At 54.8% G+C, this 12,593-nt stretch carries 10 protein-coding genes and 1 tRNA gene; 6 read left to right on the top strand and 5 right to left on the bottom strand.

All coding sequences use genetic code 11. From position 1 onward, the window contains the following. Positions 1-191: 191 nt before the first annotated feature. A complete protein-coding gene (locus VLV32_11025) occupies positions 192-1,742 on the bottom strand; it encodes a YncE family protein (protein HUL42417.1) in 1,551 nt (516 codons plus the stop codon). Between the two features lie 879 nt (positions 1,743-2,621). Next, positions 2,622-3,749 (bottom strand): MBL fold metallo-hydrolase, encoded by a 1,128-nt coding sequence (locus VLV32_11020; protein ID HUL42416.1) that lies wholly within the window; start codon positions 3,747-3,749, stop codon positions 2,622-2,624. Between the two features lie 315 nt (positions 3,750-4,064). Between VLV32_11020 and VLV32_11015 the strand changes: the two genes are divergently transcribed. After that, positions 4,065-5,765, top strand: coding sequence for an NAD-dependent malic enzyme (locus VLV32_11015; protein ID HUL42415.1), 1,701 nt, complete (start codon positions 4,065-4,067; stop codon positions 5,763-5,765). Between the two features lie 320 nt (positions 5,766-6,085). Further along, positions 6,086-6,640, top strand: a complete 555-nt coding sequence (locus VLV32_11010; protein HUL42414.1) for a DedA family protein — start codon at positions 6,086-6,088, stop codon at positions 6,638-6,640. 751 nt (positions 6,641-7,391) lie between these two features. Here VLV32_11010 and VLV32_11005 read toward each other — a convergent pair. Further along, the gene (locus VLV32_11005; GenBank protein HUL42413.1) at positions 7,392-7,760 is read right to left on the bottom strand and encodes a DUF202 domain-containing protein; all 369 of its coding nucleotides are present in this window, start codon (positions 7,758-7,760) and stop codon (positions 7,392-7,394) included. A gap of 313 nt (positions 7,761-8,073) precedes the next feature. Here VLV32_11005 and VLV32_11000 point away from each other — a divergent pair. After that, positions 8,074-8,150: transfer RNA gene (locus tag VLV32_11000), tRNA-Gln, on the top strand. Between the two features lie 251 nt (positions 8,151-8,401). Next, the gene (locus VLV32_10995; GenBank protein ID HUL42412.1) at positions 8,402-8,782 is read left to right on the top strand and encodes a DUF302 domain-containing protein; all 381 of its coding nucleotides are present in this window, start codon (positions 8,402-8,404) and stop codon (positions 8,780-8,782) included. Positions 8,783-8,912: 130 nt separating this feature from the next. Here the strand turns inward: VLV32_10995 and msrB are convergent, their stop codons facing one another. Beyond that, complete coding sequence (gene msrB / locus VLV32_10990; protein HUL42411.1) at positions 8,913-9,389, bottom strand: peptide-methionine (R)-S-oxide reductase MsrB; 477 nt, start codon at positions 9,387-9,389, stop codon at positions 8,913-8,915. A gap of 553 nt (positions 9,390-9,942) precedes the next feature. Here msrB and VLV32_10985 point away from each other — a divergent pair. Both VLV32_10985 and VLV32_10980 read left to right on the top strand, forming a co-directional pair. Further along, positions 9,943-10,248, top strand: a complete 306-nt coding sequence (locus tag VLV32_10985; protein ID HUL42410.1) for a hypothetical protein — start codon at positions 9,943-9,945, stop codon at positions 10,246-10,248. Positions 10,249-10,587: 339 nt separating this feature from the next. Next, on the top strand, positions 10,588-11,046 hold the full coding sequence (locus VLV32_10980) for a DoxX family protein (GenBank protein HUL42409.1): 459 nt from the start codon (positions 10,588-10,590) through the stop codon (positions 11,044-11,046). Positions 11,047-11,317: 271 nt separating this feature from the next. Here VLV32_10980 and VLV32_10975 read toward each other — a convergent pair whose 3' ends face one another. Next, complete coding sequence (locus VLV32_10975) at positions 11,318-12,589, bottom strand: SLC13 family permease (protein HUL42408.1); 1,272 nt, start codon at positions 12,587-12,589, stop codon at positions 11,318-11,320. Between the last annotated feature and the right edge of the window lie 4 nt (positions 12,590-12,593).

Below are 12,593 nucleotides of genomic sequence, written 5' to 3'. Positions count from 1 at the left end.
CATTCGCCACAGCATCTAACCAATTCTATTTGGCCGACGAAACTGCCTAGATTAAGGTTCTACGACCTAGATGCAAAATTTCCAGCCGCTAAACGCCAACACGATATCGCCTTAAATCCCAATTAATGATTCGCATCCGCAAGCGAGACGGTTTCCGAAACGGTTAAAAACCTGCTTCCGAATCAATGCAATCAGCGCTCAAATCTAGGCGCGACGGTCGTGCTGCCGGCATTTTCCCCGATCGTAAGTTGCACTGTGGTCTGTCGGTTCGCGACCCCGTCCAAGTTCAAGTGACTGCCTTCGGCCGTGAATTTGTAGCGGGCTTTGCCAAGCGGAGTGATCTCAGCTTCCAGTTTTCCGCCGCCAATGGCCCCTTCAAACTTGAATTCCCCTCTCTTATTTTGGCGGAAGGAGCCGGCCGGGATTTTCGCTGAAAAAGTGCCGATACTGACGGTCACATCTTCCGTCAGCGGCGCGATGCCGTTGCTGCCCGCGGCCAAGGTAAACGTCGCTTTCATATGGAACTCGTCATTGTTCGTGGAATGATGATGCGACTCAAACTTATCGCAATCAGCACGGCCATGATGCGATTCGAACTTGTCACGGTCAGGACAGCCATAACGCGACTCAAACTCGTCACGGTCGGCGGAGTAATGATGCAACTCGAACTGGACGTTGACTGCGAAAAAGGCAAATGGCGCGAGCGCCGGGGTAATGGCCACCCCGGATGGTTGACCTCCAAGCGCGACCGTGGCTACCACCGTGTTGGTCGCGGTGTTAATCACTGAGACGCTTAGGGAGTCAAGACTCGCCACGTAGGCGCGAGTCCCGTCGGACGTTATTGCTAATCCGTAAGGAAACAACCCAACAGGGACTGTCGCCACAACAGTGTTGGTCGCCGTGTCGATCACCGAGACATCGTTGGAGCCCGCATTCGTCACATAGGCGCGGCTGCCATCCGGCGTGATGGCAACGTGACCCGGTTCAAATCCCGGCGACGTGATCGTGGCTGCTACCGTGTTGGTCGCGGTGTTAATCACCGAGACAGTATTGGAGCCAACATTCGTCACATAGGCGCGCGTTCCGTCCGGCGTGATGGCCACCCCGGCGGGTAAGGACCCCACTGGCTCTGGGATGGTGGCTACCACTGTGTTGGTCGCCGTATCGATCACCGAAACGGTGTCGGAGCCTAAATTCGACACATAAGCCTGGGTTCCATTCGGCGTGATGGCTAATCCAAAAGGTAACGACCCAATAGGGACTGTAGCGACCACCGTGTTGGTCGACGTGTCGATCACCGAGACATCGCCGGAAATCTCGTTTGCTATGAAGACGCGAGTTTCATTCGGTGTGATGGCCACTTCTGAGGGGTAGGACCCGACCGGAATCGTGGCACCCACTGTATTTGTCGCAGTATCAATTACCGAAACACTGTCGGAGAACTGATTCGTCACAAAGGCGCGGGTTCCGTCCGGCGTAATGGCCACCGCTACTGGAAACATCCCCACTGGGATCGTACCAACCACCACGTTGGTTGCAGTATCAATTACGGAGACGCCGTTGGCATCACGCGTCGTCACATAGGCAAAAGGACTCGCCTCCGCCGGCGTGGAACCGACGGCCGCCCCGAGTAAAAGCAACGCCAGGAGCACGATGCTGCTGCGTCTATGTTGAAGCAGAGCGAAGCGTTCGCACTGGCGATTCTGTTTAAATTTACTGCGACAAAAGAATTTGAGTTGCATGATATTCTCCCTGGTATACGCGAACGGCGTCTCGTTAAATAGAAAAGACGCTGCATTCTTGTCTCGCAAATTGGATTTTGGCTTTCTGCAAGCACGGGAACCATCAGAGGAAGCTTTTCCTTTCTCGGCATTGGGCAACATGCAAACCATGTTTGAGTCCTCCTTATTTGCAGGAAAACTCTCGTATGAAAGGATTCGACCGCTTTCGCGGCGCTAATCCGGGTCGCCGAGGCGACTCAGGATTTCGTATCTGAAAGACGTGCCGCCATTAATGAACCTGGGGACCGCTGGAAGTTATTGCTTTTCAAATCCATTTTCGTTTCCGTCTTTTCTTGACGGTTTGGGATGAAGATTATGCGTATATAAGATAAATAAATATGTGACTTAACCCACATTCTCATTTTCTATTATTGTTGTGCACTCAATGGCTTGAGTTGTGCGTTTTGCACGAATTTGACTGCCGCATTTATCGGCTTAGAAAAGAACCTGTTACGCTGCAATATTTTTAGCGCTGAGAAATCTTCGTTTTTTCTTTGCGCAGAATTTTTTCAAAGATCACTATAGATCGGTCTAAACAACCTTGCGGGTCGCAGGCTAGAGGTCGGCTTTTGGCAAAAATAGGACTACTAACACGAGGCAACAACGTACACCAAATGGCGTTTGAACCACCCAGTCTTATGAAGCGATCTTTCGATCGACTCGGATTCAAAAGTCTCAGATCGCCCCTTTCAAATCTCAACCGCAACGAGCTGCACCACGACATATGACTACTGCTTCATTCTCGGGCATTTCGGCTTGCGTGTCCGCCGGCTAGAACTCGGTAGCATGACTTGCCACCGACTGAGGCTGGCGTAATCTTAAGAAAGGCGGTGTCTACCCTCAGTCAAACGGCCACGGCATCGCTTTGGGTAGTGTCAGGTAAGGTTTCGCGGACGGTTGCTGACGAATCTCTTGTACGTCGACTGACCGCCACCACGGTGTGACTTTATGGATGTGCGCCGGCTCAACGGGCTCGCCCAGCCGCGGCATCAGCAGCTGCGCACCGTGCTTTGGACCGAGCGTCAGCAACGTCTCGGCTGGCTGGTCCCAATCATGCAAAGCCAACGGAAACGTGCCCCAATGCACCGGCAGGAACGCACCGCCACCCAACAGGGCGAGCGCCTCAAGCGCGTGTTCGGGACCGAGGTGAATGTGGCCCCACGATGGGTGGAAGGCGCCCACTTCCAGCATGACGAGATCAAACGGGCCCAATCGGGTGCGGATCGCCGCGTATTCGGTCGTCAAGCCGGTGTCGCCACTAAAAAATACGGCGTGCCGCGGGGAGCGAATAACCAAGGATGACCAAAGCGTCGCATTACGGTCCTTGAGCCCGCGACCCGAGAAATGTTGCGACGGCGCCGCAGTCACCGATAACTCGGTGTTCGGTAGCGTGTGAGATTCCCACCAATCAAGCTCTGCAATGCGTTCCGGCGGCACGCCCCACGCCTCCAGGTGCGCGCCGACGCCGAGTGAGGTAATGAACGGCACATTGGACTGCGCCAGCTTGCGGATGGTTGGATAATCGAGGTGGTCGTAGTGATCATGAGACACGAGCACGACGTCGATCGGCGGAAGCGCCCGTAGCGCAACGGGCACTGGCTGGAAGCGTTTCGGCCCCACCAGACGCGAAGGCGAAGCGCGACGACCCCACACGGGATCAGTCAATACTCGAATCCCGTCTATTTCGACGAGGACGGTAGAGTGACCGAGCCAAGTCGCTCGCAGTCCAGTTCCCGGCGTACTAGACCACACTTCGCGTGGATCGACGGCGGGGAGGCCCGCGCGCGGCACCCGGCGATTGCCGCCGCGCAGAAAATCTGATAGTGATGGCCTCGGTACACTGGTATCGCGTAAACCCGGCAGTACCGGATGAATGTTGCGAAAGCCGTCTCCGTCCCAGAGTGGCGAGGATTGCATGCGCTCGAGCCGCAATCCGCTTGGCCTCGCACCTATAGACTTGTAATGCATGCCGTTCTCCACGCCGTTTCACATCCAAAGGAATATTGTTGGCCTAATTCCACCCAACGGGAATTTCCGTTTCCGCTCGATAGCCCGCATTGCGTGTTGACTACCGGAGTAGGAATCGAAACTATGAAATATGGATTAGCAGCCGAAGTCATCCGTTCAAATTCTGAATACCATGAACATTGGGTCCAAAATCAGTTATGACCACGACCGATGAACGTGGTTCGAGCGGAATCGCCGCATCTCGGGATAGAATTGAGGCAACCGCATATCTGGCACCGGCTAAAGCGAAAGGGATCCGACCCGGGGAGCGATGAAATGCCGACACAAAGACACGCGATAATCCTGACCGCCCGGAGAGGCGAAGAACTGCTCGACACGCCGGTCCTTAATAAAGGAACTGCATTCACGGACGACGAACGCGCAGCGCTCGGCTTGCACGGTTTACTGCCGGCGCAGGTCGAGACACTCGACCAACAAGTTAGGCGCGCGTACGAGGCGTATCAGAGGAAGGAGGATGACCTGGAACGACACATCTATCTGCGCCAACTCCAGGACAACAATGAAGTTCTTTTCTATCGCCTCCTGCTCGACCACATTGTGGAAATGATTCCAATAGTTTACACGCCGGTGGTGGCGCAAGCTTGCCAACAATTCAGTCACATTTACCGGCGTCCGCGAGGTCTCTTTATATCGTATCCGTTGCGCCACACGATTCCTGTACTCTTGCGAAATCGCCCCCACCCGGAAGTCGACGTAATTGTCGTCACAGATGGAGAGCGCATCCTGGGTATCGGTGATCAGGGCGCCGGCGGCCTCGGCATTCCTATCGGCAAGCTCTCGTTGTACACACTTATCGGCGGGATCCATCCTTCGCGCACCTTGCCGATCGTCCTGGATGTAGGGACCAACAACCGCGAACGCCTCGATGATCCGGAATATCTCGGCTGGCGCCATGAGCGGGTGACTGGAAGCGACTATTTTGATTTCATCGATCAATTCGTCCAGGCGGTAAAGAAAGAGCTACCGGACACATGTCTGCAGTGGGAAGATTTTGCCGCGGAGCATGCCCGGCCCATTCTTCTGCGCTACGGCGATCAACTTCTGACTTTCAATGACGACATTCAGGGGACGGGCGCTGTTGTCCTGGGCGCCATTCTAGCCGCGCTTCGTGTAACTGGAAAGAGTTTGAAGGAGCAGCAAATCGTCATTCTGGGAGCGGGGTCTGCGGGAATCGGTGTTGCCGACTACCTGCGCCGGATGATGATGGCGGACCGGCTCTCAAACTCGGACGCCGTCAGTCGCTTCTGGATTGTCGACAAAAAAGGTCTGTTGCATGGCCGGCGGATCGATCTTACGCCGGAGCAACAGGTTTACGCCCAGGGGTCCGATCGCGTGGCCAATTGGCCGCGCACCGTTAACGGGGAAGTCGGCCTCGCGGATGTGATCGGAAAAATCGAAGCCACGATTCTGATAGGTCTTTCCACGGTTGGTGGTGCTTTCACGGAGCCCGTTGTCCGAGAGATGGCGCGCAAATCGCCTCGTCCGATCATTCTGCCGCTCTCCAATCCCACCGTGAACTCGGAAGCCAAAGCCGATGACCTGATTCGTTGGACGGACGGTCGCGCACTGGTTGCCACGGGTTCCCCTTTCGAGCCGGTCAACTTTCGAGGACGACGCGTTCCAATCGCGCAGTGCAATAACATCTACATTTTCCCCGCCATGGGTTTAGGCTGTGTAGCGTCTGGCGCGCGCCGAGTAACAGAAGGTATGATTTTGGCGGCAGCCCGGGCGTTAGGCGAGAATTCTCCCGCGCTCAAAGATCCCAACGCTCCCTTGCTGCCTGCGCTAACGGACGTGCGCGAGGTGGCAGCGAAAATTGCCTTGGCGGTTGGCACAGAAGCGCAAAAGGCAGGCGTCGCACCGCAGACGACGGAGGAAGACCTTCGACGCCGGGTAATTAGCAGCCAGTGGAGCCCTTCTTACCCTAGCGTTATCGCTGCAACGAAGGATAAATAGGGGTCGCTATAACTTTGATGCATTTGTTGTAGACGGAAACGAAAGAAGAAAAGCGGGCGCACTTTAATCTGAAGTAGATCGAACGGCCGAACGAAGCAAGTCTTTGGGCCGATAAAAAAGTTACGCTGACGCTATTTAATTAGCTACACCGACCCGCTCGATATCCGGAGAGTGTTAACCGATCAAGCCAACAAAATGGCATGGGGACGGGATAATCGGGACCCGTTCGGAGCGAACCTGCCGGTCTAGGACAGCCGGCGAAATTGATTCCGACTCGTTTTGTTTTTTTTGCCCGTTAAGCCTATCGTCAAATATCTGCTATGACCACGCTTCAATCATTGATCGAAAACTACGGCTACTATGGCGTCTTCGCTGGCGCTTTTCTCGAAGGTGAGACTGTGCTTATCCTGGCCGGGTTCGCTGCTCACAGCGGTTTTCTGGCGCTTCCTTGGGTCATGCTGGCGGCTTTTTGTGGCAGTCTTTTTGGCGACCAGCTTTATTTCTTCCTCGGTCGCCGGCACGGAAAGCGAATATTGCAACGTTTTCCTTTGCTCCAGCGGCGCGCAAACAGGGTTGATGCGCTTCTCGCCCGGTACCACACGCCCATTATTCTTGCAATTCGGTTTCTCTACGGGCTGCGCATCGTCGGCCCAATCGTCATTGGCATGAGTGGCGTGCCTGCTCTGAAGTTTGTGGGACTGAACATCGTCAGCGCCGTTATATGGGCCGCGATGTTCAGCAGCGCGGGATATCTCTTTGGCGAGGTATTAGGACTGATGCTGACCAACCTGAAACGCTATGAAGTATTTGCGCTCGGGGTGATTGCACTGATAGGGCTAATAATCTGGATTACCTACCGACTTCGAAATAAGTGAACGGAGAGGCCATCATGTCTCGAACTCGACCCGGCGCGACTGTCTGCTTGCGGCGGCGGACATTGAATATCGCACCCTACTCGTCAGACCGCGTTTGAACTACTATACATTTGGAGCGGCTCGATAGGTGGGCTACTTGAGTCGCCTATTGCTAGGAAGCGGCGGCCAAGTTGCCTGACACATTAGCATCGGGCGACCAACGGCTGTTGACTTGGATCAATACAGTCATTCGCACCCGAGATATTCTCATTACTTTATTTTTGGCGTGGGCTCATCATGGGCAAAAAACAACAGAGACGACACCGTGCGATCCGCAGGCATCGGAGGCATCCACATCCTTTTGTCATACGCAAGCAACCGGAGCGAAAAACGCCGGAATTGCAACCGTTAATTGCTCCAACCCCGGACCGTTCTGCCAAGAAACCACAAGATTAATGAGAGCAGCGTGAGTGTCCCGCACGGCCGGGCATCGCGCTTTGGGTCGAAAGCCGTGACTCGCAAGCGTCTGCTTTCGGCCAAACAGCGGAACTGGCATCAGGCCGGACCAATTATTAGCGACAGGCGTTAAAGCGGCAAGGCTGCCCGAGCACAGCAAATCCAGGCGATATAGGTAATTCAGAGCGTCGCTGCGCTTAGATATCAATGTCAGCAGCAGGGAAAAAGCGAGCCAAGCTCGTAAATCGGCCGCTCGATTCCGACGTTAGGCAGCTCGCTTATGGATGCATGCTAACAACACTCCACGAACGAAGCTTCAGGCAAGCAGAAGATATGCCGCCAAAAAAAGCCCCACCGCGGCCACTGACAAAGCCAATAACGAAGTGAGCCATGGAATGGCCAGCTTCGGAAGATCCTCGGGCGGGAGCGAGCGTACGTAAAGCCGGTGATTATGTAAGGCACCCAGAACGATTGCTGCGCCCAGGACTACGAGAGCGATGCCGAGCGCGCTAGACGGCCAATGGCTGTGGGAGCTATCGCCCGGAGCCACACGTGAAGCGGCCAAGAGAGTCAGGAAAAGGCCGAACCTAGCAACGACAAAACCAAGGGCCATCAAAGTAAGTCCTGACCTGACCCATGCCAGAAGTGTGCGCTCTGCGGCAAAGAAAACGCGTGGGTCCGACATTTCTCAGCACACTCAGTAAATGTTCCTAGACGACCAGTGTATATTAGACGACCGAAAAATAATCTTAATAAAACGACATTAATTATGCCATTGTCAAGAAATCGGGCAGTGAATCATCACTAATCAATGCGATTTCATGGTTCGGCGACTCGGGGTAGAGGCAAGAACCTGTGCTGACAGTCAGCGGAACTGACCGCCGTCAGTCGATTGCGGCGCGGGAATTGCGCAGGCGGATTCAAAAATGTGCATAATTAAGCTGCGATTACGCGAATATTTTGTTCTAAAGTTTGTCGATAATCAGTTGGCATGATTTTGGGGAGTGCCCGAGCGGTCTAAGGGACCCGCCTCTGAAGCGGTGATTCGCTGGTTCGAATCCAGCCTCCCCAGCCAGGTTCTCTTTGGGGCACCAGCATTCCAATTGCCTTGCAATTCTCGAGCCGGAAAGCACAATTAGCTGGCCCCGGTGGAGCGGGTCATTGATGAAAACGAAAACTTGAGCACGCCTCGCCGGATGATTTGCTGTTGCAGTAGCCGGGGCTTAGCAGCTTCGGCCACGCGGACCAGACCATCTCAAAGACCGAGGCGGCGGACAGGGCCTATTCGGCATTGCGGAAACCAAAGCTAGCGCACAGGAGGGCTAAATGATGAATACAAAGGGTATTATGGATGTGCCCAGTAACCACTCGGTTGTCGAAACCAGCGATCGACTCGAATCGATGCTTCGAGCCAAAGGCATGAAGATTTTTGCCCGGATCGATCAAGCTGCGGAAGCCCATGCCGTTGGGCTCACCATGCGACCAACGGTGCTCTTGATATTCGGCGATCCAAAAGGCGGCACCCCGCTGATGAACCGTTATCCGTCTATCGCCATAGATCTGCCGCTCAAGGCGCTGGTGTCGGAAATGGCGGAGGGCAAAGTGCTCATTAGTTACAACAGCCCGGAATTCTTGCAGCAGCGCCATGGCCTCGAAACACCGCCCTTCGGTGCGCTGAACGATCTTTTTAGAGCTGCAGCGCAGTAATCGCGAGCTCGTTAACGCACTCGCGGTCTAACATTTTGCTCAATCATGGATACGTAGGGATAGGACACGCCAGTAGCCGTCAGCGCCGAATATCGTTTTACATCGATAAACGGCGTTGCGCGGTCTTCTGTCACCGACTTGCTTTCGCGAAAAGCGGGAGGTACTTACCGTAGCCCTCCGCTTCCAGCCTGCTAACCGGAATGAATCGCAGGGCAGCTGAATTTATGCAATAACGCAGGCCGGTTGGCGGAGGACCGTCATCGAAGACGTGTCCAAGGTGCGAGTCGCCCTTCGCGGAACGGACCTCGGTGCGCACCATGAATAATCTGGTGTCGCGCTTCAGCACCACGTCCGAGGCCTCGAGCGGTTTGGTAAAGCTCGGCCAACCGGTTCCGGAGTCGAATTTGTCGGTCGAGCTGAACAACGGCTCGCCTGAAACGACGTCGACATAGATTCCGGCCTCGTGATTGTTCCAGTATTCGTTGTGGAACGGCGGCTCCGTTCCTTCATGCTGCGTGACCTCGTACTGGATCGGAGTCAGCTTCTTCTTCAGCGCGTCATCGGACGGCTTGGCAGACTGAGTCTGGACCTGGGCTTGAGTGGTCATTGAATTTCCTTTATCGTTGCGTGATGCAAAAACTGCCACTGTGATGGCAACCAACACAGTCAACAAAACGAAGCGAATGCTAATTCTCATAGGCGTAACTCCGCGGACTTCAATATTTGTGTGTAAACAAAATCATCACCTGGCAAAGGCCACCACATCAGGGCCAACATTGTTCGTCTGTCCAAATTACCGAGTAGCAGGTCCCTAACCTACGCTCGGAAAAGTAATAACCTATTCCCCTAAAGGGCAACCAGTGCTCCTATTAGTCTAGCAACGCCAGCATTCATTACAAACCTGTTTGAATGTGTTGGCCATCGTACTCACGCTCCCCCAGGTCTGTTCTTCATCAAACTGCGAACGTTTGTAAGGAAGCTAATGTATTCTCCGACAAACGAAATCTCTTTAATCCAACGGTAAATCATCAGCGTATTATGGATGAGGACCGCACAGCACCCGAACCCGTTCGAGCGGAGTTATCAGAAAAGTTCTGTATCGTAGCTGCAGGAGGGGTGCCTTTCTTAACTGGATCAATTTCTAATCAGGAGGCTTTACCATGGATCAAGGAAAAAGAAACACGATTAAAGTGCTTTCAGGTGCAACTCTGGCCGCTATAGCGGCTGGTCTTTTTGCGACCACTACGGTAGTCGGAAACGCCGCCGCCGAGTCAAAGGTGCATTGTACCGGCGTCAATGCCTGCAAAGGCAAGAGCGACTGCAAGAGCGCGAACAATGCATGCAAAGGCCAGAACGCCTGTAAGGGCCAAGGTTTCCTCAGTATGACGGAGGAAGAGTGCGCCAAACAAGGCGGCACCGTCGACAAGGGCACGGGCAATTATAATAAAGGCACAGGCGAGTATTAAGCGACGCATTTACTCATTGTCGGGGCGCCGTGTTCGGCTCGGCACCCCTCCCGGTAAATCGCCTGACCGCTGCGAGGTACAGAATTCGGTGTCGTTGCGGGCGAGAGCCGGCATGACTTGTGCCGAAATCAGGCGATGGGCGCGCTTGAAGAAGGGCACAGCTGACAAAAAATGGCGCACTGCTATGGATAAAGTGGTACCGGCAGACTTAGCGGCCGCGCGGGCATCGTCAACTTTAGCCAGAAATCAGTCTTCGACCAACGATATATTGAAGATCGCACTGCGTTTCGATTTCCAGCCGTAGTATCCGAACACTGGGGACAAAAGAAAGGACATATCATGCGGGCATTTGTTGTAAATCGTTGCAATGCGCTTCTCAAGTTTGCGGATTCCCTGGACTGGCTGGGGCCACTGGTGATACGTTTGTTCTTCGGCTATTTCTGGCTGGAGACGGGCTGGGCCAAGCTGCATAACTTGGCCGCCTTTACGGAACGCTTCATCAACTGGGGGATTCCATTTCCCGCTTTCAGCGCTTCGCTGTCCGCCTGGACGGAGTTCGTCGGGGGCGGACTGATCATGGTTGGGTTACTGACGCGATTGACGGCAATTCCGATGATCATCAACATGGTCGTCGCCATTGCGTTGGTGGTCATCAAGAACGTTAGCAGCTTCGACGACTTCGTCGAGTTAGATGAGTTTGTTTACATTCTCATCTTCTTCTGGCTGCTCATGGCGGGCCCAGGGAAGGTCAGCGTCGATACCCTGATTAACCGCCGGCTGGGATTGCGCAGCCGCTGAATCAGGCAATCGGGGGTGGTGGTGTAGCACGTTGAAACGCGGGGCGGCGCCTCACTCTATGTGGCAGTTCCGGGAATTGAGCGTGCCGCTCGCGTGATGGCGCTCCCGCTATGCATTCCCGTACACACTTCGATTTCGGGGAACAGCGGCATTCGGACGGACGCGGACGTTCAATGGAATCCGTTAAACGTAAATCGAGATGCGTTCGAACAACGCATGCCCGTATTTTCTCATTCAACTTGGATTAAAATGGCGGTTAGGCCAACCGCTCTTAGAACGGCAACATTGTCCAGATGATCAGACCTGCCAGAGCGGCAAGCGTCACCGGAACACCCACGCGGGCGAAATCATAGAACGAAATATTGATTCCCGACTCGCGAGCCTGCTGTACGACAATGATGTTGGACACGCTGCCAATGATAACGAGGCTGCCGCCGAAGCTGTTGGCGAGCGCCAGCGTATAGGCTGTGGCCGGATTTGAAAGGTCAACGACGTTGAGCAGCAGCATCACCGCCGCCGAATTGTTAAGGAGGTTGGACAAGACTGCGGTGACTCCTGTCAGCACGGGCAACGACCCGAGGTTCACTCCGTTATTTGCGAGCCAGCGCACGGCCAGCTCGCCATAGCCGGTAGTCTGAAATGCGCCGGCGATCACGAACAGCCCGATAAAAAGTACGAGAATCGACCAGTCCACCAGACCCAGCAATTCCTCGGTGCGGAACTTGCGGCTGGCGATATGAATTCCGGCGGCGGCGAGCGCAATCATTTCCTTCGGCAGCGACGTAAAGAACAGCGCGATGACGACCGCGAGAATCACGAGCCCCTTGATGGTATGGCCGCGGTCGAACGGCCGATTCGCGCGCTGCGCGCCAGTCCGCGGAAACACCGTGGAATGCAGCGTTTTGCGCGACAGCATCCATATGATAGCGTATGCACTGGCAAGCGCGAACAGTACCGGTGCGATAGACCACAGGATGTAGCGCCCGAAATCGAGCCGCGCGAGCTGCGCAATCACCATGTCCTGAGGATTACCGACAAGCGTGGAAGCCGCCCCGATGTTGCTCGCAATCGCGAGCGCGATCAGAAACGGTACCGGATTGATTTTTTGCCGGATCAGCGCGGCCGCGATGATCGGGGCAAACACCAAGCAAACAACGTCGTGGTTGAGCACTGCAGACAATCCCGCCGTCACCAGCATCAGTTGCAGCAAAAAGCGCGCTGGGTGTCCGAGCCGGGCCGCAACGGCAATCGCCACCTTGTCGAAGAATCCAGATAGGCGCAACTGCGCGGACAACACGAAGAAGCCGAACAATAGAAAAACAGTTGGCCAGTTGATGAACGAGACGACGTCCGCCGTGGTCACGCCGGCGAAAATCGTAAGCGCAATCGCGCCGAGCAAGGCGATGCCGACGCGGTTCACCTTCAAGGCGGGCACACGGCCCACCGCGATGCCAAAATACGTTATCGCAAAAATCGCGAGAATCAGCGGTCCGCGGCTCGCATACTCATGCGCGATCGGAAGCAGGCCGGCGGCGGAATTCATCTAT

The organism is Burkholderiales bacterium (assembly GCA_035518095.1).
Taxonomy (GTDB): Bacteria; Pseudomonadota; Gammaproteobacteria; order Burkholderiales; family JAHFRG01; genus JAHFRG01.
Note: the sequence above shows the minus strand (reverse complement) of the source record. Positions and strands in the feature narration are given on the sequence as shown.

What these genes read in the sequence shown, in the direction of transcription:
- VLV32_11025 (HUL42417.1), bottom strand. Translation starts at nt 1,742, where the DNA reads ATGCAACTCAAATTCTTTTGTCGCAGTAAATTTAAACAGAATCGCCAG.
- VLV32_11020 (HUL42416.1), bottom strand. Translation starts at nt 3,749, where the DNA reads ATGCATTACAAGTCTATAGGTGCGAGGCCAAGCGGATTGCGGCTCGAG.
- VLV32_11015 (HUL42415.1), top strand. Translation starts at nt 4,065, where the DNA reads ATGCCGACACAAAGACACGCGATAATCCTGACCGCCCGGAGAGGCGAA.
- VLV32_11010 (HUL42414.1), top strand. Translation starts at nt 6,086, where the DNA reads ATGACCACGCTTCAATCATTGATCGAAAACTACGGCTACTATGGCGTC.
- VLV32_11005 (HUL42413.1), bottom strand. Translation starts at nt 7,760, where the DNA reads ATGTCGGACCCACGCGTTTTCTTTGCCGCAGAGCGCACACTTCTGGCA.
- VLV32_10995 (HUL42412.1), top strand. Translation starts at nt 8,402, where the DNA reads ATGATGAATACAAAGGGTATTATGGATGTGCCCAGTAACCACTCGGTT.
- msrB (HUL42411.1), bottom strand. Translation starts at nt 9,389, where the DNA reads ATGACCACTCAAGCCCAGGTCCAGACTCAGTCTGCCAAGCCGTCCGAT.
- VLV32_10985 (HUL42410.1), top strand. Translation starts at nt 9,943, where the DNA reads ATGGATCAAGGAAAAAGAAACACGATTAAAGTGCTTTCAGGTGCAACT.
- VLV32_10980 (HUL42409.1), top strand. Translation starts at nt 10,588, where the DNA reads ATGCGGGCATTTGTTGTAAATCGTTGCAATGCGCTTCTCAAGTTTGCG.
- VLV32_10975 (HUL42408.1), bottom strand. Translation starts at nt 12,589, where the DNA reads ATGAATTCCGCCGCCGGCCTGCTTCCGATCGCGCATGAGTATGCGAGC.